Origin of the sequence: Alkalimonas mucilaginosa (genome assembly GCF_036327005.1) — a bacterium.
Classification (GTDB): domain Bacteria; phylum Pseudomonadota; class Gammaproteobacteria; order Enterobacterales; family Alteromonadaceae; genus Alkalimonas; species Alkalimonas mucilaginosa.
The window spans coordinates 24,813-50,361 of the sequence record NZ_JAUGZK010000002.1; the positions used below are offsets into that span (position 1 = coordinate 24,813).

General features: G+C 52.7%; 22 protein-coding genes. 9 read left to right on the forward strand and 13 right to left on the reverse strand.

Features of this window, described 5'->3' with window-relative positions; genetic code table 11:
• Positions 1–2: 2 nt before the first annotated feature.
• On the reverse strand, positions 3–458 hold the full coding sequence (locus QWF21_RS02325) for a GNAT family N-acetyltransferase (protein ID WP_330086432.1): 456 nt from the start codon (positions 456–458) through the stop codon (positions 3–5).
• Positions 459–721: 263 nt separating this feature from the next.
• Here QWF21_RS02325 and QWF21_RS02330 point away from each other — a divergent pair, with 263 nt between their 5' ends.
• Together QWF21_RS02330 and QWF21_RS02335 are read left to right on the forward strand one after the other, a co-directional pair.
• Positions 722–919: a hypothetical protein gene (locus tag QWF21_RS02330; protein ID WP_330086433.1), complete on the forward strand. Its 198-nt coding sequence runs from the start codon at positions 722–724 to the stop codon at positions 917–919.
• 2 nt (positions 920–921) lie between these two features.
• The gene (locus QWF21_RS02335) at positions 922–1,824 is read left to right on the forward strand and encodes an ORF6N domain-containing protein (RefSeq protein WP_330086434.1); all 903 of its coding nucleotides are present in this window, start codon (positions 922–924) and stop codon (positions 1,822–1,824) included.
• A gap of 123 nt (positions 1,825–1,947) precedes the next feature.
• Here the strand turns inward: QWF21_RS02335 and QWF21_RS02340 are convergent, their stop codons facing one another.
• The 4 genes from QWF21_RS02340 to QWF21_RS02355 all read right to left on the reverse strand — a co-directional run bounded on the left by QWF21_RS02340 (position 1,948) and on the right by QWF21_RS02355 (position 7,663).
• The gene (locus QWF21_RS02340) at positions 1,948–2,697 is read right to left on the reverse strand and encodes a 3'-5' exonuclease (RefSeq protein ID WP_330086435.1); all 750 of its coding nucleotides are present in this window, start codon (positions 2,695–2,697) and stop codon (positions 1,948–1,950) included.
• A gap of 1 nt (position 2,698) precedes the next feature.
• The gene (locus QWF21_RS02345; protein ID WP_330086436.1) at positions 2,699–4,552 is read right to left on the reverse strand and encodes a DUF294 nucleotidyltransferase-like domain-containing protein; all 1,854 of its coding nucleotides are present in this window, start codon (positions 4,550–4,552) and stop codon (positions 2,699–2,701) included.
• 83 nt (positions 4,553–4,635) lie between these two features.
• The gene (locus tag QWF21_RS02350) at positions 4,636–6,273 is read right to left on the reverse strand and encodes a BCCT family transporter (protein ID WP_330086437.1); all 1,638 of its coding nucleotides are present in this window, start codon (positions 6,271–6,273) and stop codon (positions 4,636–4,638) included.
• 76 nt (positions 6,274–6,349) lie between these two features.
• Entirely contained in the window at positions 6,350–7,663 is a 1,314-nt protein-coding gene (locus QWF21_RS02355) for a porin (RefSeq protein WP_330086438.1), read from the reverse strand.
• A 123-nt stretch (positions 7,664–7,786) separates the two neighbouring features.
• Here QWF21_RS02355 and QWF21_RS02360 point away from each other — a divergent pair, with 123 nt between their 5' ends.
• The gene (locus QWF21_RS02360) at positions 7,787–9,910 is read left to right on the forward strand and encodes a methyl-accepting chemotaxis protein (protein WP_330086439.1); all 2,124 of its coding nucleotides are present in this window, start codon (positions 7,787–7,789) and stop codon (positions 9,908–9,910) included.
• 37 nt (positions 9,911–9,947) lie between these two features.
• Here the strand turns inward: QWF21_RS02360 and cysM are convergent, their stop codons facing one another.
• Positions 9,948–10,835, reverse strand: a complete 888-nt coding sequence (gene cysM, locus QWF21_RS02365; protein WP_330086825.1) for a cysteine synthase CysM — start codon at positions 10,833–10,835, stop codon at positions 9,948–9,950.
• Between the two features lie 10 nt (positions 10,836–10,845).
• Entirely contained in the window at positions 10,846–11,622 is a 777-nt protein-coding gene (locus QWF21_RS02370) for a TrmH family RNA methyltransferase (protein ID WP_330086440.1), read from the reverse strand.
• 193 nt (positions 11,623–11,815) lie between these two features.
• Here QWF21_RS02370 and QWF21_RS02375 point away from each other — a divergent pair, with 193 nt between their 5' ends.
• On the forward strand, positions 11,816–12,193 hold the full coding sequence (locus QWF21_RS02375) for an HPF/RaiA family ribosome-associated protein (protein WP_330086441.1): 378 nt from the start codon (positions 11,816–11,818) through the stop codon (positions 12,191–12,193).
• A gap of 52 nt (positions 12,194–12,245) precedes the next feature.
• Here the strand turns inward: QWF21_RS02375 and QWF21_RS02380 are convergent, their stop codons facing one another.
• From QWF21_RS02380 to QWF21_RS02395, 4 genes are all read right to left on the reverse strand, one after another.
• Complete coding sequence (locus QWF21_RS02380; protein ID WP_330086442.1) at positions 12,246–13,898, reverse strand: amidohydrolase; 1,653 nt, start codon at positions 13,896–13,898, stop codon at positions 12,246–12,248.
• A 90-nt stretch (positions 13,899–13,988) separates the two neighbouring features.
• Positions 13,989–15,110, reverse strand: a complete 1,122-nt coding sequence (locus QWF21_RS02385) for a hypothetical protein (RefSeq protein WP_330086443.1) — start codon at positions 15,108–15,110, stop codon at positions 13,989–13,991.
• Positions 15,111–15,255: 145 nt separating this feature from the next.
• Positions 15,256–16,632, reverse strand: coding sequence for a class II fumarate hydratase (locus tag QWF21_RS02390; protein WP_330086444.1), 1,377 nt, complete (start codon positions 16,630–16,632; stop codon positions 15,256–15,258).
• Positions 16,629–17,000, reverse strand: coding sequence for a hypothetical protein (locus QWF21_RS02395; RefSeq protein WP_330086445.1), 372 nt, complete (start codon positions 16,998–17,000; stop codon positions 16,629–16,631). The genes QWF21_RS02390 and QWF21_RS02395 overlap by 4 nt, the downstream gene beginning before the upstream one ends.
• Before the next feature lie 135 nt (positions 17,001–17,135).
• On the opposite strand from QWF21_RS02395, the gene QWF21_RS02400 reads away from it, so the two are divergent.
• The 5 genes from QWF21_RS02400 (at position 17,136) to QWF21_RS02420 (ending at position 23,262) form a co-directional block, all read left to right on the forward strand.
• Complete coding sequence (locus tag QWF21_RS02400; RefSeq protein WP_330086446.1) at positions 17,136–17,915, forward strand: DUF4198 domain-containing protein; 780 nt, start codon at positions 17,136–17,138, stop codon at positions 17,913–17,915.
• Between the two features lie 27 nt (positions 17,916–17,942).
• Entirely contained in the window at positions 17,943–18,875 is a 933-nt protein-coding gene (locus tag QWF21_RS02405) for an EF-hand domain-containing protein (RefSeq protein ID WP_330086447.1), read from the forward strand.
• A 45-nt stretch (positions 18,876–18,920) separates the two neighbouring features.
• A complete protein-coding gene (locus QWF21_RS02410; protein WP_330086448.1) occupies positions 18,921–21,242 on the forward strand; it encodes a TonB-dependent hemoglobin/transferrin/lactoferrin family receptor in 2,322 nt (773 codons plus the stop codon).
• Positions 21,243–21,615: 373 nt separating this feature from the next.
• Complete coding sequence (locus QWF21_RS02415; RefSeq protein ID WP_330086449.1) at positions 21,616–22,812, forward strand: peptidoglycan DD-metalloendopeptidase family protein; 1,197 nt, start codon at positions 21,616–21,618, stop codon at positions 22,810–22,812.
• A gap of 21 nt (positions 22,813–22,833) precedes the next feature.
• On the forward strand, positions 22,834–23,262 hold the full coding sequence (locus QWF21_RS02420; protein ID WP_330086826.1) for a YqaA family protein: 429 nt from the start codon (positions 22,834–22,836) through the stop codon (positions 23,260–23,262).
• A 32-nt stretch (positions 23,263–23,294) separates the two neighbouring features.
• On the opposite strand, the gene QWF21_RS02425 is transcribed toward QWF21_RS02420, so the two are convergent.
• Both QWF21_RS02425 and QWF21_RS02430 read right to left on the reverse strand, forming a co-directional pair.
• A complete protein-coding gene (locus QWF21_RS02425; RefSeq protein WP_330086450.1) occupies positions 23,295–24,362 on the reverse strand; it encodes a M48 family metallopeptidase in 1,068 nt (355 codons plus the stop codon).
• Positions 24,362–25,423 carry a YjgN family protein gene (locus tag QWF21_RS02430; protein WP_330086451.1) on the reverse strand — a complete coding sequence of 354 codons (1,062 nt, stop codon included), beginning with the start codon at positions 25,421–25,423 and terminating at the stop codon, positions 24,362–24,364. Before QWF21_RS02430 ends, QWF21_RS02425 begins: the two co-directional genes overlap by 1 nt.
• Positions 25,424–25,549 lie beyond the last annotated feature (126 nt).

The window sequence follows — 25,549 nt, forward strand, 5'->3', positions numbered from 1 at the left end:
GTTTAGCGATAGGGTAAGATCATCTTCAGATGAGGAATATCGTCTTCCAGGTAGGGTTCACTGGCTGCCTGGAAGCCGTGTTGTTCATAAAACTGCTGCAGATAACACTGGGCAGAAATATGAATATCCATCCGTGGCCAGTGTTCTTTGGCCACGGCGATGGTTTTCTCCACCAACACCTGGCCCAGCCCTAAACGCCTGGCCGTTTGCGAGACGCAGACCCGGCCCACGCCAGGGTAATGATCAAAGGCCACTCCAGGCGCCAGTACCCGCGAATAGGCAATCACTTTGTCGCCTTTTTTCAGCAACACATGCCGGGTTTGCGGATGCAGGTCCCGATCATCCAGTTCCGGGTAAGGACAGTTTTGTTCTACCACAAAGACATCGACACGCAGTTGCAACAGGGCATACAGCGTATAGGTATCCAGTTGCTCAAAAGTCAGCACCTGCCATTGCATGCAGTTTGGCTCCTTGCAGATTATCAAAACAATACCACTATACCAGAACTGCTTCAGCGGGCGCGAGCAAAAGGCAAGATTGCTGTCCGCTTGTTGTTTCGATTATAGATTGTTACTCATTTTTAGTATTGACTTCCGTACAAATTGACTTAAGGTTACAAAAGTTATTGAAAAGTAATATTTGCAGTATGCTCCTTTGTGGGCAGTAAACTCAGCAACTGAGCACTATCGTTCGGGAGCATTACTTCACCGACGGTAGAAAGATGGCTGGAGGAGTATGTGGGCGGCGTTGCTTTGTGGATTACTTGCTTCACAAAGATAACCGTTATCTGGCTGTAGTAGAAGCTAAGAAAGAGTCCGAGCATCTAGCAGCAAGCGATATTCTCAAACATATCTGTACCAAGGAAAAACTAGAGTCTGGCTTGTTGGATAAAATTGAAGATCTGTTGGTGGAGAAATAAGCATGGATAAGGGAAAATTGTCAGTACATACGCTCAGGACAACCACGAATCCCCAATCCTTACAAAGCCTGATTCTGACTATTAGAGGCAAACAAGTCATGCTGGATCGAGACCTGTCCGAGCTATATCAGGTGGATACCAAAGTGCTGAATCAAGCAGTAAAACGAAACATTGCGCGATTTCCGGAATCTTTTCGTTTTCAACTGACCCCTGAAGAGGAAGAAAGCTTGAGGTCACAAATTGTGACCTCAAGCCAACATGGCGGGCGACGATATCTGTCCTATGCCTTTACCGAGCAAGGCATTGCCATGCTTTCTGCAGTGTTGCGTAGTGATATCGCCATTCAGGTCAGCATTCAGATCATGCAAGCCTTTGTACAAATGCGCAGCTTTTTGCTGAATAACGCCGCCCTGTTTCAACGGCTTGGACAAGTAGAGCAGAAACAACAGCTATCAGATCAGCGCATAGATACCTTATTCCAGGCAATGGAAGCTTCAAGCCTACCGGTAAAACAAGGAATATTTTTTGATGGGCAAGTCTTTGATGCCTATGTGTTCGCTAATAAGCTGATTAAATCGGCGAATAAGCAGATAGTGTTAATCGACAACTATATTGATGAAAGTGTATTAACTATGCTAAGCGAACGCAAATCCAAGGTGCGCGTCACGCTAATGACCAGCAATGTAACAAAAAAACTTGAGCTTGATGTTTATAAACACAATCAGCAATACCCTGGCATTGAACTCAAGCCATTTAACAAAGCCCACGACCGCTTTCTGATCATCGACCAACACCAGATTTACCATATTGGCGCATCCATGAAAGATCTGGGGAAAAAGTGGTTCGCCTTTAGTAAACTAGAACTTGCAGCATTAGACCTGCTTCAACAAGCGGGGGTGAAGTGATGGAGCCGGTTTTATATCCATTGCCGGAAAGATGGGAATGGCACGCCATTAAGGAGGGAGATAAGCCCCAGTCTTAACGGCGACAGGCCATTACTACCGGGTAGCTTCCCAGCTGCAACACGCTCAGCGCCAAAGCTCCGACAAGGGAGTGTCCGGGCTAAAGCGATCCGCAATTTGGGCTTGCAATAACTCGGCGCAGGCCAGCGCATCGGTTAGCGCATGGTGCGGCCGGTAATCTGGCAAACCATAGCGGCGGCGACTATCTGCCAGCCGAATGGAGACAGGTTGGCGGCCCAGCAATTTATCCAGCAGGCTGGGTGGTCTGGCCCGATGCAGCCGTGCTTCCAGCTCCATGGTATCGATCACTGGGAAATCAATGCCTTCACCAAGCCTGTCCTGCAAGGTGGCGGCTAAGAAAGGGCGTTCAATGCCACGAAAATGCACCACCACTACCTTGCCGGCCATTTGCTGCAGCAGTTCGGGTAAGATCTCGGTGATATCCGGCGCGCTTTCGATGGCGCTATGGGTAATGCCATGCACCACCACCGATTGTTCAGTTAAAGCAAACTTGGGTTTGAGCAACCAGTGCCGGGCCTGACTGCTGTGGATCCGGCCAAGGCTCATCGGCACTGTGCCTATGCTTAAAATGCCATCGCGTTTGGCATCAAAACCGGTGGTTTCAAAGTCCATAGCCAGCAGTGGTACCTCAGACAGGATGCTATCGGCAGCAGGAATTCCTGCCTGGTAATACTGCTGCAGTGCCCAATGCCTGCTTTGCTTAGCCCGATTGGCAAAGTGTTGCGGCCAGTCAGCCACGGCCGGATCACCAGGCAGGCGGCGTTGCTTCTGTTTGGCTGGCCCCAGATACAGCATATCAGCTCCGGTTGCCCTGATAGCGAAACTTCAGGTACTTCTGGGCGTTACTGAGCACCTGAAAGGCTTCTTTTAAGTTACGGCGCTCAAAATCAGACAGCTGCTCCGGTGCCAGTTGATTATCCGGCTCGTCACCGGCTTCCAGCGCCAGTGCCTGATGGCGAATACGGGCCATGGCTATCACCTCCAGCGCATCGCGCAAATCCTCGCCGCGCCCTGGTGGCAGTACGCCGGCTTTGATGATGGCTCTGAGCCGGGCGAACGAGTTATTCTCGCTGCAACCAATCGCCAGCGCATGCACCCGAATAAGATCTGCCATCGGCGCTGTACCCCGACGTTTGATATTCAGCGAGTTGTTCTGCCTGCCATCTTTTTCCATCACGAAATCTTTGAAAAAACCCAAGGGTGGTGTGCGCTGCAGTGCATTACGTACCATGGATGCGAGAAAAAGAGGGTGCTTGGGTGCCTGTTGCCAAATACTGCGGTTTAATTGCTCCGCCCATTCCAGCCTGCCCCAGACGCCAGCCAGATCAAAGAAAATAGAACTATGCAGTAAGCGCTCAGCACTGGGAGCTGTGATCCAATCCCGAAAATATTGCTGCCAAACGTGCAGGGGCTGCCGCCACCTGGGATTGGTGGCCATAATGTCACCGCTGCAATAGGTGTAGCCACAGGCGTCCAGGCCATCGCAGACAAATTGGGCCAGTTGTTGGAAATAGGCATCGTGTTGTTCCGGCACAAAATCGTTGTGCAGAATAAGCGCATTGTCCTGATCGGTGACAATCAATTGCTCTTCCCGTGCCATCGAGCCTAATGCTAAAAAGCAATAGGGCACAGGCGGCGGGCCTAACTGTGCTTCAGCCAGTTCCAGCAAGCGTTGTTTAAAACTGCGGCCAATTACTGCCATAGCGCTGCCTATCATATGAGAGTTGGCATCTTCGTTCACCATACGCACAAAGCAGGCACGAACATCCGGCACCAGAGCCGCCAGCTCGCTGACCGATTGCTGACGGAAAATACTGCTGACTACAAAAAGGCTGTTTTTCGACTCGTAACGAATAATATCAGCTATGGCAATCACCCCAAGCGGCTGACCTTGTTTTAATACCGGTAGGTGATGCACATTGTGGCGCAGCATCAGCAACATGGCCTCGAACACAAATTGATGATGCGAAATGCTAATCAGCTCGGTGGTCATGATGTCGCGTACCGGGGTTTCGAACGGCAGCCCTGGTGCAACCAGGCGGTTGCGCAGGTCGCGGTCGGTCAGAATTCCTGCCATCTGCTGCTCTGCCATCACCAGCAAGGATGAAACGCCGGCTTCTTGCATTGCCATGGCGGCGTCACGGGCACTGCTGTCGATGTCCAGCAGCACCGGAGCTCTGCTGATCAGGGTGCTGACTTTCGAGGTCATCAGCTCATTGGCATCTGCCCGGCGATTGGGGGTGTTTTTACGGCGTTCCTCATCGCTGATCTCAACATAATCGGCAAAAAAATCACTTTGCTCACACAGTTGATCAAACTGTTCGGCCGGGATCAGATACAACAAGGTGTCTTCCAGCGCTGTCGCCGGGAAACGGACTTTGCGGTTTCTTAGCAAGCCCTGTTCGGCAAAAATGCCACCTTCACTGAGGCGGTTGTACAGCTCACCGGTACGACGAAAGGTTTCTACGGCGCCACTGCGAATCACATAGAGTGCATCCAGTGGTTGATCGAAGCGAAGAATGTGCGTGCCAGCCTTGAAATAGCAGATATCGATGTTGCTGGCGACTTGCTGCTGCAAGTCATCCGGTAATTCTTGAAAAGGTGAGTGCCGTTTCAGAAACTCCAGAATTTCAATTTGTTCAATCTGCATAGTAAAAGCTGCCTGGCTATGGAGTGTGTCGGGGCGTATTGCGACGCCCCTTCCGGATACGGCTGCCATGTACCTCTGATGACTCAGGCTTTTCCCGGCCGTGGTTCAGACATTAATCCTTTCACCACGGCGATACAAGCGGCCAATAAGACGATGGTGAAGGGAAATCCCGTGGACACGGCCATGGCCTCCAGGGCTTTTAAGCCGCCCCCCACCAGCAATGCAATGGCGACCAGGCCTTCAAAGGTACACCAGAATACCCGCTGTGGTGTGGGGGCATTAACCTTGCCGCCGGCGGCGATGGTATCGATCACCAAAGAGCCTGAGTCGGACGAGGTAATAAAAAACACCACCACCAAAATAATGGCGATAAAGGATGTTAGTTGCGCCCAGGGCATAAAGTCCAGCATGCTGAACAGTTGCAACGGCAAATCAGCCGAAGCGGCGGCCTCGTAGCCATGATCGACCACCTGGCGGATGGCCGTGCCACCAAACACCGACATCCAGAGCACGCAGGCCAGCGATGGGATCAGCAGCGCTGAAATAAGAAACTCTCGCACTGTGCGGCCACGCGATACGCGTGCGATAAACATACCGACAAAAGGCGACCAGGAAATCCACCAGGCCCAGTAAAAGGCGGTCCAGCCCTGGGCAAAGTTGGCATCTTCGCGGCCAATCGGATTGGCCAGGGCTGGCAGGTGCTGTAGATAAGCCGTTAAATTTGCGACAAAACCGGTCAGAATCGCAACCGTAGGACCAACAATGATGACAAAAAGCATCAGCAGTGCCGCCAGCGTCATATTAATTTCCGACAGGCGTTTTACCCCGGCTTCCAGGCCCGCCAGCACTGAAACCAGAGCGATTAAAGTAATACCAATCACCAGCAGCACCTGCATGGCGGTGTCCTGCGGCAAACCAAACAGGTAATTCAAACCGGCACTGGCCTGGGCGGCGCCCAGACCCAGCGAAGTGGCCAGGCCAAATAAGGTGGCGAATACGGCGAGAATATCAATGATATGACCAGGCCAGCCCCAGACCCGCTCACCAAGCAGTGGGTAAAAAACCGAGCGTACGGTTAACGGTAATCCCTTATTGAACGAAAATAATGCCAGCCCAAGCGCCAGTACCGCATAAATGGCCCACGGATGCAGCGCCCAATGGTAGATGGTGGCGGCCATACCCAGCCGTTCAGCTGCGGAAGCATCGCCACCCGCTCCGCCTAAAGGCGCCGAGTCGGCACGGACCCCCTCTTCAAAACTGGTACCGGCATAGGCATTGCTGAAGTGGGTGAGGGGCTCAGAAACACCATAAAACATCAGGCCTATGCCCATTCCGGCAGCAAATAGCATCGAAAACCAGCCCAGGTAGCCAAAATCCGGCGTAGCCTCGGTGCCGCCAAGTCGGACCTTGCCGAGGGGGGATACGATCAGAACCAGGCACAGCACCACAAAAATATTGGCCGCGGAGATAAAAAACCAAGCAAGATTCGAGGTAAGCCAGCCGCGTAAGCTGGCAAATACAGGTTCTGCCTGGCTATGGAAGCTGATGGTCAGGATCACAAAAGCGATCACGCTCAGACCAGAGATTAAAAATACCCGGTTGTGAATATCCAGGCCAAAGGGGCCCACTTGTACCACGATATTGTCCTGACCTATCTGGTAGTCGGTATCGATTGGATTGACCTTGCCATCCGGCTTCAGAGGGTCATTTGGATCTGCCATCAGTGCTTCTCCTGGTTGTCGTTGTTTGTTGCAGCGTCAAAGAGCAAAGGCCTGAGACAGGCCTTCGTTGGGCAGGCTAGAAATAATAGCCAATATTGATGTTAAAGCGTCGTTCGGTATCGTTGCTGTCGCCAGAGGCCGAGCCACCAACAAAAGGCTGATTGCGGGCATGCACCAAATCGAAGTAGCTAAAGAAGCCGCCGGCAGCTACCGAGAAACCAGTGACATTCATCCAGGTATCGGCCGTATGGTCCGATTTGTCGTGCACCAGGCCGTAATTGTTGTAAAACTGCATGCCGGTGACTGGCCCCCACTGCATTGGCAGGCTGTAGGCCAGATTGACGGTGCTGGTTTTGGCTTTGGCAGCAATGCTGTCGTAAAAGGCGTAAGCACCGACCGCCATCCGGTCGATGTCGTCGACCTTGTAACGGTATTCCCCATGTTGCAACTGCAGGTTCCAGCGATCGAAGTGGCTGTTTAGATGCAGCGCCCAGGCGTTGTAGTCGCCAGCCCGGCGCAGACCATCGTGCAGGCCACCCTGCAGGGCAGAGACGCCCACTTCGGTGCTGACTCCTTCACGGTGTTCAAAATGATAGGCAAAACGGCCAGACAGAGTGTTGTACTCGCCCAATGGTTGGGCCGGATCGTCGTAGATGCCATCGCCGGGTAAACGGAAACCAACCACATCGTAGGAGTAGCGATCGGCCCGGCTGCTGACATAGCCATCGACCCCACCCAGTTCATCATTTTTGAAAAAAGCCAGATCCAGCTGCCAGTTGTCTTTGACGCGGCGCTTGAACAGGATGCCTAAATCGTGGTCGTCTTCCAGGCCAAGGTAGTAGTTGGTGCTGAAAAAGTAATTGTGGGAGTTGTAGGGCCAGTTGCCGAAAGGTACCTGGGTAATGCCGGCCTGTACCTGCCAGTCTTCGTTTAGCTGATAGCCAACATAGGCGTATTTTACCGCCGTCATGTAATCGAAAAAGCGGATTTCAGCATTCAGCAACACATCACCAATACTGCCGTTTAAATTCAAACGGAAAATATCAAAAGCAAAATCACCACCACGGTTTTTATTGCCATCGCTATACGAGGTATGGCTGTAGTTGGTGCGGATAGCGCCGCCCAGCGAAATACCATCACTGCTGTCTTTGGCTGGCTCCAGGCTGGCCAGAGTGGAAGCTACTGCCGTACTGCTTTGCTCCACACTCTCAATGCTCTGCTGCTGGGCTGTCAGCTGCTTTTCCTGCTGCTCAATTTTTTGCTCAAGCAGCTGCAGTTGTTGCTTAAGCAGTTCCAGTTGCTGGCGCAGCTCATCCACATCGGAGGCGTGCAGGGTGAAGGGGCTAAAAACCAGGGCGAGACAAAGCGCCAGGCGACTTTTACAGTGCATGGGGTTTACCTGTTTGATATAAATAAAGATTTGTAAGGAAGATCATAGCTTAAATCTGGCAGGAACCCAAATTTACGGCATACTTAATCCATCTCTTAATTAACTTTGTAAGGTCGGCAAAGTATGGCCATGTTTGCATTTAAAACCATGCGCAATCAGATTTCTGTTATCGCAGGCAGTTGCTTAATTGTCGTGGTTGCAGCCAGTATCGGGCTCGGTGTTGTACTGTCGCATCAATTGTTCCAGTTCAACCGGGCCAGCAGTACCGCCTTGTTTCAGCAAGAGGTAGAACGATCACTAACTAATCAGTTGCAAGTGCGGGCGGATGAAATTGAGCACCTGATTGTGCAATCACTGGGGGTAGCCAAGGGGCTGGCGGATAGCATGCAGTCACTGATGGACTCCGGTGCTATAGAGCAACTCAGCAGAGAGCACGTCAGTGAACTGGTGCATACGGCCATGCGCAATAATGCTCAAGCTCTGGGAGCCTATATTGTCTGGGAGCCGAATGCGGTAGATGGGCGTGATGCTGAGTTCCGGGGAGAAGGGCGCCACTCCACCGATGATGGGCAGTTTGGCCCATACTGGACCCGCGACCAGCGAAACCGACTGGATCTAAGGCCAGTGACCACCACGGATCTGTACAGTGAAACCCGGGATGCCCAGGGCCTGCGCCTGAACGAATGGTACCTGTGCTCCAGAGATCGCCGCAATTCCTGTGTGATTGATCCTGCGGTGTGGGATGTGCAGGGCGTGCCTACCCTGATGAGCTCCATTGTGCATCCGGTGTTAAACAACAACCGCTTTGTGGGGATGGCCGGTGTCGATATCTCTATGGCGTTTTTACGGCAGTTGCTGGCGGAGTTGGATACGGAGTTGTACCAAAGTGCTGGCGATTTACGCATTGTGTCTTACCGTGGTTTTTTGGTGGGCAGTACCCAAAGCCAGCAAGGGGTGGGGGAGCCTCTGGCGGCCACAGAATGGCAGCAGTTGCAGTCCTTAGTGCGTTCTGGCAATGCCAGCTTCCGGCAACAGGGGGACGACTTTGTGGTGACAGTACCCATTGCGCTCAGTGCCTTTGAAACCCCCTGGTTACTGGAGTACAAAGTGCCTATGGCGGTTGCTTTGGCAGAGATGGTGCAACTGAACGATACCTTAAGCAGTCGTTTTAACCAGAGTTTATTCTGGCAAGTGTTGCTGGGAGTTGTCGTGGCACTGGCGGGGGCTGTCTTACTCTTTGTCGTAGCTGGCCGTCTGGCGAAGCCCTTGCAGCAATTAACATTGATGGTGGATAACCTGGCTCAATCCGATGGTGATTTAACCCAGCGTATCGGTTTAAAACGGCAGGATGAAATAGGCCAGCTTGCTGTTGCATTGGATCTGTTTCTGGATAAAACCCATCAGATAGTACGGGATACGGCCCTGCTGGTACAGAGCCTACAACAGTCATCAGCCGCAAGTGCAGATATTTCACAGCGTACACATCAGGAAGTGGCCCAGCAGCAGCGCTCGATTGAGCAGGTGGCTACGGCTGTGACTGAAATGTCGAGTACCGCCTCGGAAGTGGCATCGCAGGCATCGTTAACGGCTGAATCCGCCCAGGAGGCAGCGGGCTCTGTGCAGCAAGGCGATCAGGCCGTGGTCACCACGTCTCAGGTCATTAGTGAGCTGGCCGACAGCATGCAACAGGCCGGCAGCATGATGAGCGAACTGGAGCAGGCCAGCAGCAGCATTAATAGCATCGTGGAGGTGATACGCAATATTTCTGAACAAACCAATTTGTTGGCACTCAATGCCGCCATTGAAGCAGCCCGGGCAGGGGAACAGGGCCGGGGTTTTGCGGTGGTCGCCGATGAAGTCCGTAGTTTGGCATCCCGAACTCAGGATTCTACCGGAGAAATCCAACAGTTGATCACCGAGCTGACCGGCAAAACTCAGGCGGTAGTGCATGCGATGCAGCAAAATCAGCACATGACCGGGCAAACCCAGCAGCAAGCTAAAGCGGCACAACAAAAACTGGAATTGGCGATAGAGGCCACGCACCGGATTAGTGATGCCGCCACCCAAATTGCCAGTGCGGCTGAAGAGCAAAGCGTGGTGAGTGAAGATATCAGCAAGAATGTGGTTGAAATCAGCACAGCGGTCGCAAGCTTAAGCCAGGCCGCAACCGATGCGGCCGAGCAAAGTCAGTTGATTGCAGCTATTGCGCGGGATATTGATGCGCAGGTTAGCCGCTTTAAATATTGATCAGGTCGCCATCCCGCAGCAGTCTTCTGGCTGGCGACTAGTAAATACCGGAGGAGAGATAGCGATCGCCACGATCGCAGATAATGGCGACTATCACTGCATTATCGAGCTGTTCTGCCAATTGTAAGGCAGCATGAACCGCACCACCTGAGCTTACGCCAGCAAAAATACCTTCCTCCCGGGCCAGCCGGCGCATAGCGGTCAGCGCATCCTGCTGGTCGATATCGATCACCCGATCGACCCGGCTTTTATCGAAGATCCCCGGTAAATAGGCTTCTGGCCAGCGGCGGATACCTGGGATTTGGCTGCCTTCTGAGGGCTGCAAGCCAACAATTTCAATTGCCGGGTTTTGCTCTTTTAGGTAGCGTGATACGCCCATAATGGTGCCGGTTGTTCCCATGCTGGACACGAAGTGCGTAATTTTGCCCTGGCTTTGCTGCCAGATTTCAGGGCCGGTACCGGCGTAATGGGCTGCCGGGTTATCCAGGTTGTTGAACTGATCCAGCACGATGCCTTTGCCTTCGGCTTGCATGCTAAGCGCCAGATCACGCGCCCCTTCCATGCCTTGTTCTTTGCTCACTTCAATCAGCTCGGCACCATAGGCGCGCATCCCGGATTTGCGCTCTTCGGTAGCATTGGCCGGCATAATCAATGTCATGCGGTAGCCTTTAATGGCCGCTGCCATAGCCAGAGCAATGCCAGTATTGCCGCTGGTGGCCTCGATAATGCAATCACCAGGCTTGATGCGGCCACTGGCTTCTGCCTGCAAAATCATATTCAACGCCGGTCGGTCTTTCACTGAGCCTGCGGGGTTATTGCCTTCCAGCTTCAGCAGCACAGTGCTGCTGGTATGGCTGGCCAGACGCTGCAGCCGTACCAAAGGGGTCTGGCCGACATAAGATTCGATGGTAGGGAACATGCTGATCACCTGTTGGTCAATTTGCTTCAGTATACCCAAGTTCACCAGCTGCTGTCAGGCGCTGCAGATTGTCGCAAATAATGGCGGCGGCAATGCCAACATTTAACGACTCCGCATCGCCAAAAGCCGGGATGGTAATTTTACGGCTGATGCATTGGCCCACTTCCTTGCTGATGCCATTGGCTTCATTGCCCAGCACAATAAAGCCACCCGGCTTAGTCAGGCTAAGCTGATGAATGTTTTCACCTCCCAAATAGGCGCCATACACCGGTAGATGGCTGTTGGCCAATACCTCGGGCAGCGCCAGATAATGCAGTTGTACCCGTAAAAAGGAGCCTTTGGCTGCTGCCACAACTTTGGGATTGTAGCAATCCGCGGTATTGGCTGAACAAAGGATATGCTGGATGCCATACCAGTCCGCAATCCGGATAATGGTACCCAGGTTGCCCGGATCATTGATGTTATCCAGCACCAGGGTCCATTGTTCCGGTGTGGCCTGAAACGAGGGCCATTGTGGCATGCTGACAAGCGCCAAGGCTGCATCATTGCTGGTGAAAGTGCCCACCTTTACTAAATCCTCACTACTGCATGTGTGGACCTGAAGTGCTGTCTGAATGGCTTCCGGGTGCTGCTGCAAAAAGCCTTCAGTGGCAAACAAAGCGGGCACCCGCCAGCCGGAAGCCAGCACTTCCAGTACGGCTTTTTCGCCTTCGACGATAAACTGCTGCTCCGCCTTACGGTTTTTTTTCAGGTGCAGGGACTTTATCTGCTTGGCCCATTTATGGCTGATCATGGTCGCATCGTATCTGAGGTTTCTTGCCACGTATTTTAACCAGACTTTGCTACTCTGTCCGATTAAATTCGCTGCTCCCCCCTTGCTTGTCGATGATCTCGTCTCCAAATAGTAGATAAGGGAAACATTTCAGCGCCAGGATGGTCCATGAAAAGAGTTTCCCACTTTCAAGTGATTATCAAAGGAGTTGTCTATGCAGATCCAAATCAACAGTGATCGCAATATCCAGGCCGATGAGCGTTTGGCTGAGTTTGTCCGTGATACGTTAAAAAGTAAGTTAGAGCGCTTTTCTGATCACATTACCCGGATTGAAGTGCACTTAAGCGATGAAAACAGCACTGCAAAGCAGGATGGCAATGACAAGCGCTGTTTGCTGGAAGCCCGCCTGCAGGGTATGGACCCTATGGCAGTGACCGAGCATGCTGCAGTAGTTGGTCAGGCGGTCACCGGTGCTGCTGACAAGCTGCAGCGCAAGTTAAGTTCGGTGATTGGTAAGCTGCGTGATAAGCAAAGCCGCTCGGTCAGCCCTGATTTTTCTGAGCCAGAGCCAGCAGAGCCTGAGCAGGGCTAAACCCCAGTAAGACCTTCACACACGGAAACGGCGCCATAGGCGCCGTTGTTCGTTATTCCCGGTGAAACACTTTGTTGCCAGCCAGCCAGGTTTGCAGCACTTCCAACTGCCACAGCTGCTCTGGCTCCATGGCAAAAGGATCCTGCTCCAGTACAATAAAATCTGCCCACATACCAGGAGCCAGCGAGCCTAAACGTTCCTCCTGAAAGGCACCGTAGGCGGCATCGCGGGTAAAGCTGCGCAGGGCTTCGGTTAACGTAAGCCGTTGCTCGGGCAGCCAGCCCCCGACCGGCTGGTTGTGCTGGTCCTGCCGGGTGACGGATGCGTGCAAGCCATAAAAGGGGTTGGCCAGCTCGACCGGAAAGTCTGAGCCACCCACAATGGGGCTGCCCTGATCGACAAAAGTACGCCAGGCATAAGCACCGCGCAGCCGCGCTACGCCCAGTCGATCACCGGCCATATTCATATCCGAGGTGGCATGCACCGCCTGCATCGACGGCAACACATGCAAGGTTTTAAAGCGCGGAATATCTTGCGGCGAGACGATTTGAGCATGCTCCATCCGGTGACGGCCTTGCGCTAATTGCTCCTTGGTTGCTATCTGCTCAAATCTATCCAATACCATACGGTTGGCCCTATCGCCAATGGCATGCACATTGGCCTGAAAGCCTGCCTTGATGGTAGCCTGCATCTGGGCAGTCAGCCGGTCCGGCTCTGTCACCAGCAAACCACGATGGTCAGGCTGATCACTGTAATCGGCTAACAGGGCTGCCCCACGACTGCCCAAAGCGCCGTCACCGTATAGTTTTACCGCCCGGATCAGCAGCAGATCCCGCTCGTCGTCGATAATACCCTGATCCAGCCAGTCCTGTAGATCGGGGTTACGGGCCGAGAGCATGGCATAAATACGCAGTGGTAAGGCGCTTTCTGCCCGCAGCCGTTGGTACAGCTGTGCCAGGCTGCTATCAATGCCAGCATCGTGCACACTGGTAATACCCAGCGATAACAGCTCGGCAAAGGCAGCTTCCAGTGCCTGAATCACCTCGGCCTCATTCGGCTCTGGCAAAACAGCACCGATATACTGACGGGCGTTGTTGAGCAATACGCCTGTCGGATTACCCTGTTCATCACGCAGAATGCGGCCACCGGGTGGGTCCAGCGTATCTTTGGTAATGCCAGCCAGTTTCAGCGCCTTGCTGTTGGCCCAACCGGCATGCCCATCTATGCGGCTTAGCCAGACGGGCCGGTCTGAAACGGCTTCATCCAGCAAGGCCGTGCTTGGGAATTCGTTGTTGTCCCACAGTACCTGATTCCAGCCGCGGCCCTGGATCCATTGTTGCTCCGGGTGACGAGCGGCAAATTCAGCGACCCGTTCCACCGCCTCTTGCTCGCTTTGAGTGCCGCGTAGTTCTACCTGCATCAGGTTCTGGCCCAGCCCCAGAATATGGCCGTGGCCGTCAATCAGGCCTGGCAGAATCGCTTTGCCCTTGCCATCCTGCCAGTTGGCATCGGGAAAATCTTGCTGAATGGCATCGCCGCGGGCCAGTACTTTGCCGCTGTCGGTATCGATAATCAGTTGCTGAAATTGTACCAGTTGGCCATCGGCATCAAAGCCATAACCCTTGATATTGGTCCAGCCCAGTTGCTGGGCGAAAGCACTGCTGCAAAGCAGCAGTGCAGAGGTAAGCGCTAGTATGGATCGCATGGTCTGTTCCTGAAGTTATTGTTATGGTGTTGATTATTTTTATAAGCTGCATTCGACGGCGCCAAGCCGTCGGATTGACTATAGCAGCTGTTATTTGCCGTTGTCAGGCTCTGCGATGACTGGGGTGCTGGCAACGGCCAGGCGGATCATGGCTTTAATTTGCTCGACAATGGCGGCTGTGGTGTCGGGCTCAAAAGCAGCGATGCGTGGTGTGTGGATATGACCCACCGGCAGCTCTGGGTTGTAGCGGTCACGCAGCAAAATGCTACGGTAGGAAATCTCATTCGACAGATAGCCACCGCCACCACCCTGCACCGCGGTTTGATCAGCTAATTCGGCCAGAGACTGAGCGGCAAACTCGCCACGCTCTAAGCTGGTGACAGTGCGATTGTCATTGATTTGAAAACGCCCCTCGGCCTGCATCATGGCCTGATAGGGCAGGCTGTAGGCAACAAACTCCGGGCCTGCCAAAGGCGCACCATCCAGCAGTGGCAGCACTGGGTTGTTGGCGTTGCCGCCAGTGAGCACATTCAGGTTATCCGGAGCTTCGGCACTGCGGCGTCGGCCTGGGAAGTGCTCCAGATCAAAGTGCTCGCGGCCCATACTGACTGTTAGCAGCATATCGATGCTTTGCTGTTGCAGAGGTGGGCTTAGTAACTGTTCGATCATGCCCTGATCAAAATCGACAAAGCGCACTGGGATCATCGCACTTTGTACTTCGATTTGCTGGCCATCTTGCTGAAATACCCAGCCATCCAACATCAGGGCGGTGACACCGGACGGGTTGGACTGGTTCAAATTGCGATCCAGCAAGAAGGGATCGAATCCTGTCAGCAAAATACGGACATCGCTGTCTTTTGAAAACCGAATGCTCAGCTGACCACGGCTACTTAATTCTAAGGCTTCGAGCAGCAGCGGCAAGTGGGTACAGGCTTGTTGTTGCTGACACCATTGACCAAGGGCCTGTGTCATCATTAGCCGGGCCCAGTACAGAGCCCGATCATCGTAGTCGGGGGTGGTACTGGCCTGATAGACTGCTTGTTGCCACAATTGCTCACCATGCTGGCGCAAGCGGGGTGCCAGATCCTGGCTGTGTTCGGTGAGTTGGAGCTCCAAACGCAGGTTATTTACCAAAGGTTCAAAGCGACTGAGCACCTGCGGCATCGTTTGCCAGGCGGCTTCCAGTCGTTGCTCTTCGATTGTTTCTGTCAATGAACTATCTGCCTGCGCTGATAACATAAAAAAAATGCAAATAAGGCTAAGCATGGTACGCATCAGGTATTTCCGGTTTAAAGTGGATAACTCACTTTAGCATGGAATCTTGCCGTGGGCAGCAAGGCTACCTGAGCAAACAGGCTTACACTATACCGCCCTGACACAACTTGGCCGGATCCAGCAAAGCTTTAAGTTCTTTTTCCGTTAAATCGGTTTCCTCCAGCGCAACGTCCAGCACCGGCCGTTGTTGCTGATAGGCTTTCTTAGCGATATCAGCCGCTTTCATGTAGCCGATCACCGGGTTTAAGGCGGTAATCAGAATGGGATTGCGATGAAGTGCTTGCTGAATATGGGCTTCATTAACGGTAAAGCCAGCAATGGCCTGGTCTGCCAGTGCCTGGCAGCCATTGGCCAGGAGTTCAATGCTCTGCAACAGGTTGTAGGCTATCACTGGCAGCATCACATTGAGTTCAAAATTGCCGGACTGACCGGCCACCGTAATGGTGCTGTCGTTGCCAATCACTTGTGCACAGAGCATGGCAACAGCTTCCGGCACCACCGGGTTGACCTTGCCGGGCATAATGGATGAGCCCGGTTGCAGGGCCGGAAGTTCGATTTCAGCCAAACCAGCCAGTGGGCCGGAGTTCATCCAGCGCAGGTCATTGCTGATTTTCAGTAGGGAGACAGCTAAGGTCTTAAGCTGACCCGACAGAGTCACACTGAGATCCTGGCTGCTGATGCCAAAGAAAAAATTATTCGCCGGGCTGAACGGGTAGCCGAGCTCATTGCTTAGCTGCTGACAAAAACGGCTGGCAAAGTCTGGATGAGCATTGATGCCGGTACCGACCGCCGTCCCGCCTTGCGGTAACTGGCGCAAACTGTGCAGCAAGTGCTGCAGTTGCTCGCGGTTATGCAGTAGCTGGCTTTGCCAGCCACTTAGTACCTGACCAAAGGTAACCGGCATGGCATCCATCAAATGAGTACGGCCGGTTTTTACCAGATGACCAATGCTGCGTTCTTTCTGTTGTACTATGGTTAGTAAATGCGCGAGCTTTGGCAGCAGTGCCTGTTCCAGCGTCAGAACGGCACTTAGTTGGATCGCGGTTGGGATCACATCGTTGCTGCTCTGCCCAAGATTGACCTCATCATTTGGGCTGACGGGTTCACCAAGCTGCTGACTGGCCAGTGTGGCCAGCACCTCGTTTACATTCATATTGCTGCTGGTGCCAGAGCCGGTTTGAAACACATCAACCGGGTAGTGCTTTAAGTCGGTTTGCTGCAACTGGGATTTGGCCGCTGTGATAATGGCATCCGCTTTGGTCGCAGCCAGTAATCCCAATTGTTGATTGGCCCCGGCTGCTGCCGCTTTGATGTGCAGCAAGGCCTGAATAAAGCGCACCGGCAGGGTTAAGCCGCTTAGTTGAAAGTTTTGCACTGCACGCTGAGTTTGGGCCTGATAGAGTGCATCGGCAGGTACCTGCAGTTCTCCCATGCTATCGCGTTCGGTACGTGTGGTCATTTCAGAGCTCCTTTATTCGGTGACTGGGCTACGGTATACAGTCGTTGGTTCAGATCGGCGCGTAACCGGCAAATCTTGCGATAGGCATCAGGCTCGGCCTGATACAAACGCTGTAAAGCCAGTAAAGGCAGGTACAGTTGATCGGCAGCCTGTTGCCGGCAGACACCATTGGCTAACGCTGCGGTCAGTTGGGCCAGTAAGAACAGACTGCGTTTGAGCACCCATTCTTGCAGCAAGCGATTGGATGAACTGGCTAACTGGCCGGCCAGGCGACAGCCTTGGCGAGTATAATCGGCAATCAGGCAGGCATTGAGCTCATCTTGTGTCAATCCGATTTGCAGCTGTTGCTCAAGTCTACACCACTTCATCCAGCTTGCCTGAAAATCAACCATCTTGCTTTCCAACTGTATGGCACAAAAGTTACAGAGTAAAGTATTGCAAATGAGAATGATTTGCAATAGGATCTAATGCAAATAAGAATCAATAACAATAAAGGAGTAGCCATGCGTTGCTTTGCTGCTGTGTGCTTGCTAGGGCTGTCGATGCAAGCGATGTCTCACACCCCTTATTTATTGCCCGCAGATTTTGAGGTGCCGCGCAGTGGCTGGGTCAGTCTGGAGGCATCTTTTGCCGATACGTTTTTTGTGCCGGAAGTCGCTTTTAACAATGATGGCTATCAGGTAATTGCACCAGATGGCCGACCGCATACTCCTGATACCTTGTTTACTGGCCGGGTCCGTACTTTGGTAGAACATCAGCTGCAGCAGGAAGGGACCTGGCGTTTTAGTACTGGTCAGCGTTACGGTGCAGAATTTCGTACCTACCTGCTGAATGGCCGCCGGGGCAGCGTGCGGGATCCAAGTCAGCCCTTGCCGGAAGGGGCTGAACCATTGGCTCATTTCCAGGCGGTGACTCTGGCGGAAGCTTATGTTTCGTTAGGGCAACCGAATGAAAGGGCGCTGCAGCCGCATGGGCAGGGGCTTGAGCTGGTTTTTCAAACCCACCCGAACAGTTTATTTGCTGCCGAGCCTATTGAGCTGCAGTTGCTGTTCGATGGCAAGCCATTGCCAGAGCAGGTGGTGCGTGTCTTTGCTGCTGGCAGCGATGACGATTCTCCCGCCGAGCTAGAGCTGGAAAGCGATGCTCTGGGGAGCCTTCGTTTCCAACTGCAGCAGCCTGGCCGGTATTTGTTGTTAAGCCGATACCGTCACCCAGCACCCGAGACCGCCTCTGTGCCTGAGTACAGCTATAGCTACAGCGTTGTCATTGATGTCACCCACTAATCAATCTAAGTAAGAAGGAACAGCACCATGACCTATTCAACCCGCACCCTGTTGGTTTTTCTGGCCACCAGTGCCTTATACCTGCAATCGGCTGCGGCCTCTGTATTGCCATTTAGCAGTGTGGAAGAGCCTTTGGCTGAGCAACGTTATCGCTTTATTGATCGTTTTGCCGCCGATGAACAAAACCAGGTCAGTCGTCAGGACTTTCTGAATGCCTGGCAACAACGTTTTACTGCATTGTCTGACTTCGCTGCAGGCAAAATCAGCGAAGAAGTTTTTGTCGCCTTTGAAATGACAGAGTTGGAGCAGCAGCTGCTCAATGCGCGGGAAGCGCATATACGACAAACGCTTAACCGTTTTAATGCGTTGGATCGCGATAATGACGGCAACATCAGTTGGGAAGAGTACCAGGCCTCTGGTCAGCGTATTTTTGACCGCTTTGACACCAATCAAAATGGCGTCGTCGCTGTGGGGGATCCTGATCCGGCCCCCCGTCGCCGTGCCCAAAGTAATACGCAAACTGATAATGAGCGCCGCCGGGTTCGTTCTTTATTGGCGATGCCAACCACGCACAATAATCAAGGGTTTCTGACCATGTTTGCCACGGATGATAAGCAACAAGTGAGCTGGCAGGATTTTGAACAGCAGCGCCGCAGTGTGTATGACCGTACCGATGTGAATGGCGATGGTCTGGTTAGTCGCGGTGAATACCTCGATGAGTTTATGTCCAGAGTAGCGCGGCGGGAGCAGGAAGTTCGCCAGACGCATAAAGAGCTGGCACAGCATGTGTTTCGCCAGATGGATCAAGCACAGCAGGGCTGGCTAAGCAAAAAAGATTTTGTTGCCTATGGACTGGCGGTGTTCCAGTTGTGGGATACCACCAATGAGCAGCAGATCTCAGAAGCTCAGCCATTGCCGGAGCAAGAGCCTCAGTTGCAATTGGCAGTCCGCCAGCCTTAATAACCATATTTCACATTCACTATTTGATCAGTTAAGGAGTACAGCTTGCGTACTGTAGTAAACAAATCGTCTGTGCGGTTGCTTTGGCTGGCCTGTGCTGCCGCCATGTCTGGCTCACTCTGGGCCCAGCAGACACAGTTGCCTGAAGTGCAGGTAACCGCCGAAGCGCCAGAGCCAGAGAGTTCCGCTCAGATCAATCAGCAACGCGTCAGCGCTGCTGAACTCAATGAACAGCAGGCCAGTCAACTGTCTGATGTTGTGCGCTATGCGCCTGGCGTGACGCTGACCAATATTGGGCGTTTTGGCTCGACAGGCTTTAACATTAGAGGGATGGATGGCGACAGGGTCGCTATTACCGTGGATGGTCTGGCCCTTGCTGAGCGGCTGGATCCATCAAACCTGGCGCCCTATGCATTTTTCCGCTCTGGTCGCGGCGGCATTGAACTGGATAGTTTAAAGCAAGTTGAGATTTTAAAAGGGGCCGATGCGCTGCTGGCTGGCAGTGGCTCACTGGGTGGTGCTGTCTTGTTCCAAACCAAAGACCCTGCTGATTTTCTGCAAACCCAGGGCGATGAAAGCCATGCTGGCATTAAGTTGGGGTTTGACGGGGCTTATCACGAACGGCAGTTTAGTATCTCGGCGGCGAATCGCAGTGGTCCGGTGGAATCCATGGTGTTGGTCAGTCGTCGGGATGGAGAGCAGCAACGCGTTCCCCATAAAGGCGATGATGTGACAGGTGGTGCGCGCAGCATCCCGGAGCCGCTGGATAATCAAAGCCTGAATGTTCTGGCAAAATTGCAATGGCAGCTGCAGCCTGAACATCGGCTGGGCTGGACTGTAGAGCAATTCAAAGCCAATGCGGAGGCCGACGAGCGGGCTAAGATTGGCGGGACTTATTTGAGCCGGGATACGGATGATGAAAGTCGCAGGCGTCGTGTCGGGATGGATTACCAATGGCTGGCCGGCTCGCCCTGGTTTGATGCGCTTAGTCTGAAATTCGATTGGCAGGATACACGTAACTTTGGCGTGACTAAAATGCTGATGGACTATGCAACCTGCCCGGAGGGGATTCAGCCCTGCATGCGTCACGAAGATCGTGGCTTCCGTCAGGTGCAGCAGCGGTTGGCGTTGGCATTTGATAAAGAAGTGTCGCAGGGCACCTTGCATCAGCAGTGGCTGTATGGCGTGGGGGTAGAGCGCAAGCGTATTTCCAGCTGGCGTACCAATACGCACTTTTTAGGAGAGAGTGACCAGGTAGGTCGCAGCGAAGCATTTGCCTTTGTGATCCCTCATATTGACATTGATCAATGGTATCTGCTGGCGCGCGATCAGATTACTTTGGCCGGTGGCAGCCAGTGGACTTTGGGGCTGCGTTACGATGATTTTAATTACAAACCTGAGTTGTCTGATTTGCTGCAAGATCAGTCCGGCACCATTACCTCTGGTCGCTTTAGTAACCTTAGCGGCCAGATCAGTTACCAGTACCCACTGACTGACTCTCAGCAGCTGAAAGCGCAGTGGGGACGTGGCTTCCGTATGCCAAGTGCCGACGATATGTACGGTGGCGTCAGCAGCTCCACGGTGACAGGCATTAACGGTGACACTGTGGTGATTTGGAGTTCTGCTGCTAATCCGGATTTAAAAGCTGAAACCAGTCAGAATCTGGAGTTGGCCTGGAGCTGGCAGCCGGCAAGACGCCAACAGCTACAACTCTCTGTATTCCGCCAGGATTACCGCAATCTGATCGAGTCTCAGGTGCAAACACGTTTGCCTGATCTGCAGTATCAGCAGTGTGTACGTGGAGAATGTACCTTGATTGAGGGCAACAGGTACAGTCAACCGCAAAATATTGGCCGGGCCAGGGTGCAGGGTATTGAGCTGGAGTCTTTGCTGCAGTTGAGTCAGGCTTTTAGCTTGCGGCTGGCCGGCAGTCGCCAATATGGCAAAGACAGCCAGGGGGAGCCTCTGCTAAGTGTCAGTCCGGCCAATGCGTTGGCATCGTTGCGCTATCAGGCACCGGGACAGAACTGGCAATTGCTGACCACAGTGCAGCACCTGGCGGGAAAAAATGAGGCCGATACCCTGCAAACTCAGGCGGACGGCAGTAGGACATCGGCAGTATTGCAAGTGCCTGGTTCTGCTACTGTAGTGGATGTGAATGCCAGTTGGGATCTGACGGCTGCACTGCAGTTACAGCTTGGGATCTTTAACCTGTTTGACCGCGAGTACTACCTGTGGGATCGGATGCGTTTTATTCACCCTGGCGGCGGTGGTCCTCGTGGTGATGTGTCACCAGGTACCGATGGTTACCGGCGTTTTGCCGAGCCTGGGCGCTATGTCAAAGCCAGTGTAAGTTATATCTTTTAAAGCTTCTCCCTGGAGGCGGTGCTTTCAGGGGGAATAATCCGCGTTCCTCTGGAGTTTAGCGGCTTTCGCAACCACCTGCCGGGAAGACAGGTGGTTTTTTTATTTTCATGGGAACCATTTTTTCCCTTGGTAATCGAAGCGGAATTGGTTATTTTTGTGATAGTATCCTAAAATCGCTGAGGCAGTGGTCACCACTGTCTGTTGTCAAACCCTAGAACGATAAAAGCGCTTTCGCATGCCGCAACCTATGCACACTCTTACAAATGGGCTTCCAACGACACATCGGCGCATCCTGTTGTCACTGGTGTTGGTTAGTGGCTTGATCTTGCTTTGGCCAGGCAGTTCAAAGCCGGAAAAACCCCTGGTAACACTGATGCCAGCTTTACTTACCGCCAGTTGGGTTCAGTTGGGGTGGGAAGATAGATTGCAGGAAAGCTGGTCAGAATGGCAGCAGGCATTGTTATCAGAGCCAGAGCCGGAAGTGGATGACAGCATCATTCATTACGCCATTCAATCCGGGGACAGTTTAAGCCGAATTTTTTCCCGTCATGGATTTAGTCAGCAACTGATGCACCACATTATGGCGGCCGATCAATCCTTGCTGGCATTGGATGTGTTACGACCTGGCCATACCTTTACTTTTCAGTTGGATGAGCAAGGTGAATTGCAGTCGATGGAGCTCTTTGTGCATGCTGGTAACCGAGTGTTATACCAGCGGGAGGCCGATGGCGAGTTCAGCTATCAGGAGTTGCTGGACGAAGGTGAGTGGCACAGCCAAACCTTGGTGGGGGAAATTCACGGCAGCTTTTATGTATCTGCGCAGCGGGCTGGTTTGAACGATGCTGAAATTGCGACAGTCAGTCAGTTGTTTCGGGATAGGGTAAATTTTTCGCGTGATATTCAGGCCGGTGCCCGTTTTCAGGTAGTGCGTAGCGACAATTATGTCGGTGAAGAGGCCACCGGCCAAAGTCGGATCGAAGGGATCCGGATATTTAATCGCAGACAACAATTGACGGCTTTTCTGCATGACAATGGTCAATATTACGATGCCGATGGCAACAGCCTGCAACGGGCTTTTATGCGGATTCCTTTGCAGCGTGAATTCCGTATCAGTTCCGCTTTTAATCCGCGTCGGCTGCATCCGGTCACACGGCGAGTTTCTCCGCATAACGGCACCGACTTTGCTACCCCCACAGGCACCCCTGTGTTGGCTGCGGCCGATGGTACCGTGATCCGGGTAGAAAACCACCCCTTTGCTGGCCGCTACATTGAAATTCAGCACCATGGCCAATACAAAACCCGCTATCTGCATCTGGACAGGGCTCTGGTTCGGAATGGGCAACGGGTTGAGCGCGGCCAACGCATCGCTCTTTCCGGTGCCACTGGCCGGGTTACCGGGCCACATTTACACTATGAGCTGCATGTGAACAACAGACCAGTCAACCCGATGACAGCGAACATACCGCTGGCACAACCTATTCCGGATGAAGGCCGAGATGCCTTTTTTGAAAAGGTTGCTTTTATGATCCAGCAGATGGATGAAGAAACCCTGCTGGCACAAAAGCGCTAAGCTAACCGTTCTACTCTGATGCTGGCTTATCTGACGCTGTTTGTCAGCGCTTTCACCGCTGCCACCTTGCTGCCCGGTTCTTCTGAAGTATTGCTACTGGCTTTGCAGCAGCAGGGCTACTTGTTGTTCTGGCTTTGGCTATCGGCCTCCCTGGGCAACACCCTCGGCTCCTGTGTCAATTGGTACCTCGGCAAAGAATTAAATCGTTTTCAGCATAAGCGCTGGTTTCCATTCACCCCTGAACAAATGACAGCAGCCAGTCACCGCTTCCAGCGCTATGGCAGCTGGAGTTTACTGCTCAGCTGGTTGCCGGTGGTTGGCGATCCGCTCACTCTGATCGCTGGTGTATTGCGGGTGCGCTTCACTTTATTTCTGCTGCTGGTGGCACTTGGCAAAGGGTTGCGCTATGCCGTGTTGCTGGCTGTCGGTCATGCGGTATTTATCGGCTAGTCAGGCTTCTGGTAAGCTTGCCATGGCTGCGGTTATTCAACAGGCTGCGTTTGCTGATAAAGCTGTGCGGCCTTACGAGCTTCCTCAATCCTCTCGGCTGTTGCCGGGTGGGTACTCAGGTACTTGAGCAACTGCTCGGATTGTCCGCTATCGCCGTGTTGTTCAGCAAATACAGCCATGGCTTCGGCGAAGGCTTCAGGGGAGCGCCCCATAGCCACCAGGCTGGTATAGGCAAATTGGTCGGCTTCGCGCTCCATATCCCGGGAAAAAGCATTCTGCAGCATGCCTGAGCCTGCCCCGAGAATTAACTCACTCAGAGCCTCGGCATCACCAAAAAATACACCAAAGACCAAGGCAGCTCCAAGTGATTGCGCCACCAGGCGCATACTGTGTTGTTCTTCAACATGACCGATTTCATGCAACAGAATGGCCAGGAGGGCGTCAGGCTTGTTTTTGAGTAACTCCACCAGAGCATCTGTCATAACCACTGTGCCATCTGGTAGTGCAAACGCATTAGCACCTAAGAAAGTGGACTGGTAAAAATGCAGCTGGTACCCATCGTATGTCAGCTCCAGGCTGTGCAGAGCTTCTTGCCAGAGTGCTTGCAGCTCTTCCTGTTGCTCTTCGGACAAGGTACTTGGTTGTAAGATGGTTTTTTGTAAAGCATAGAAGGTTTGCTGACCCATTTGCTGACGGACTTGGTCTGGCACAAAGGGGACCATGGCGCTGGCCATGGCTGGCATTGCTACAGTGACCAGCAACCAGAGCGCCAGAGGGGCCAGAATAACGGCACTGAGAATACTCAGACGGTTGCTTTCCAGCCAGGCTGCAAGGCGAAAGTGAGCCGCCTGCTGCGGCCAGCGAAAGCTGGCATCATCCGGCCGGAAAATACCGCCATCAGTCAGCTCAAGCTCCATCGGTAAGCCCGGAATAATGGAGGCAAAGTGATAGTCTTCAGCAGCACACTCATACAACAGGTGCTCAGTATTTTGCTGGAAGACTTTTAAGCTACCATCGTCTGCCAGCACGGCTGTCGCCGGGAACAAAGTGCTTTGTCCCGGCTTTTGGAAGTGGCCAGCTACAGCTTGATCACCGCGCATCAGGCCAACGAGATATCAACATCGAACAAACCAGCAGCTTCTTCACCGAAGGCTGCCGTCTGTTGTTGTACGGTATCCACCAATTGATCAATGCCAGGTTGCAGCGTTAGGCTGGTGGCATTGGCCAGATAAGCCGTTTTGCGTACTCGGGCCCAAGGATAGGCTAAACCGAAGGTGCACAGGATTGCCAGTAAGTTACTGACAGTGAGCCAGAGGTAAGGCATGACCTGCATCTTGGATGCAAAACTTGCTGTATCTGGCAATACAGTGCGGCTAAACAAGTGATTGCGAATCATGCATTTGTAAATAGCGCCACTTAGCATCAGGATCAGCCAATACAACAGAATAATACCAAACACCAGCACCATGGCCCATTCAGCTCCAAAACTAAAAGGAAACAGGAAGGCAATCACAAAGCCCAGTATAACAGCGGTCATGATCACACCAGTGACTACTGCCATAATAATAAGAACGGCGGCATAGTAGGTTCCGGCATCATTGTTCACTTGCAGCCGTTTACCACCATAGCTGATATTGCTGTGCAAATACTGGTCAATACGTTTCAGTACCCAGGGCATCAACAGATAAAGGGTAAAGATCGACAATATCGGCAACAGCAGGAAGTTAATAAAGGCATCGGCATAGCTGCCATGAAAATCAAAACGAACATTGCGGTAACTGGTCATTCGCATGGAAAAGCGCATGCTAAGTACGATCAAAAAGGGCATAAGAAACATTAAGCCTAGTGCCATCAGTAAGCCAGCAATAGGAGCAACAGCAGACAGAATGAAATAACTGGCAAACAGGGCGACAGCAATCAATCTGCCTTTTAAGATTTGCAGGGGTTTGGCCAGATAGCGGAATGGCTGGTCTTCAATACGGGTATGGCCATAAAAGTACTGATTGGTTCTGACTTTGGCCCAAGCGCTGTAGATACCAAGTGTAAGAATGCTCAGCAAAATGTTCACAATCCAAATACCAAAAAACTCGCCAGCTTTGCCGGAGAACTCAACCTGAGCATGACGGCTTTGTTCGATTATGGGGGAGGTACTGCTTTCCATAGGACTGCTTCCTTGTTGCTGCAATGTAAAAAGAAGTATTATAACCGAACAGTAGGGGGTTACAGCAAGGAGTTTTTGTTCACGTGGCTTTGTTTAAAATAGACCCAAAGCTCACCTAATGGTGAG

Coding starts and splice junctions, on each gene's coding strand:
- QWF21_RS02325 (WP_330086432.1), bottom strand. CDS start 458: ATGCAATGGCAGGTGCTGACTTTTGAGCAACTGGATACCTATACGCTG.
- QWF21_RS02330 (WP_330086433.1), top strand. CDS start 722: ATGGCTGGAGGAGTATGTGGGCGGCGTTGCTTTGTGGATTACTTGCTT.
- QWF21_RS02335 (WP_330086434.1), top strand. CDS start 922: ATGGATAAGGGAAAATTGTCAGTACATACGCTCAGGACAACCACGAAT.
- QWF21_RS02340 (WP_330086435.1), bottom strand. CDS start 2,697: ATGCTGTATCTGGGGCCAGCCAAACAGAAGCAACGCCGCCTGCCTGGT.
- QWF21_RS02345 (WP_330086436.1), bottom strand. CDS start 4,552: ATGCAGATTGAACAAATTGAAATTCTGGAGTTTCTGAAACGGCACTCA.
- QWF21_RS02350 (WP_330086437.1), bottom strand. CDS start 6,273: ATGGCAGATCCAAATGACCCTCTGAAGCCGGATGGCAAGGTCAATCCA.
- QWF21_RS02355 (WP_330086438.1), bottom strand. CDS start 7,663: ATGCACTGTAAAAGTCGCCTGGCGCTTTGTCTCGCCCTGGTTTTTAGC.
- QWF21_RS02360 (WP_330086439.1), top strand. CDS start 7,787: ATGGCCATGTTTGCATTTAAAACCATGCGCAATCAGATTTCTGTTATC.
- QWF21_RS02370 (WP_330086440.1), bottom strand. CDS start 11,622: ATGATCAGCCATAAATGGGCCAAGCAGATAAAGTCCCTGCACCTGAAA.
- QWF21_RS02375 (WP_330086441.1), top strand. CDS start 11,816: ATGCAGATCCAAATCAACAGTGATCGCAATATCCAGGCCGATGAGCGT.
- QWF21_RS02380 (WP_330086442.1), bottom strand. CDS start 13,898: ATGCGATCCATACTAGCGCTTACCTCTGCACTGCTGCTTTGCAGCAGT.
- QWF21_RS02390 (WP_330086444.1), bottom strand. CDS start 16,632: ATGACCACACGTACCGAACGCGATAGCATGGGAGAACTGCAGGTACCT.
- QWF21_RS02395 (WP_330086445.1), bottom strand. CDS start 17,000: ATGAAGTGGTGTAGACTTGAGCAACAGCTGCAAATCGGATTGACACAA.
- QWF21_RS02400 (WP_330086446.1), top strand. CDS start 17,136: ATGCGTTGCTTTGCTGCTGTGTGCTTGCTAGGGCTGTCGATGCAAGCG.
- QWF21_RS02405 (WP_330086447.1), top strand. CDS start 17,943: ATGACCTATTCAACCCGCACCCTGTTGGTTTTTCTGGCCACCAGTGCC.
- QWF21_RS02415 (WP_330086449.1), top strand. CDS start 21,616: ATGCCAGCTTTACTTACCGCCAGTTGGGTTCAGTTGGGGTGGGAAGAT.
- QWF21_RS02425 (WP_330086450.1), bottom strand. CDS start 24,362: ATGCGCGGTGATCAAGCTGTAGCTGGCCACTTCCAAAAGCCGGGACAA.
- QWF21_RS02430 (WP_330086451.1), bottom strand. CDS start 25,423: ATGGAAAGCAGTACCTCCCCCATAATCGAACAAAGCCGTCATGCTCAG.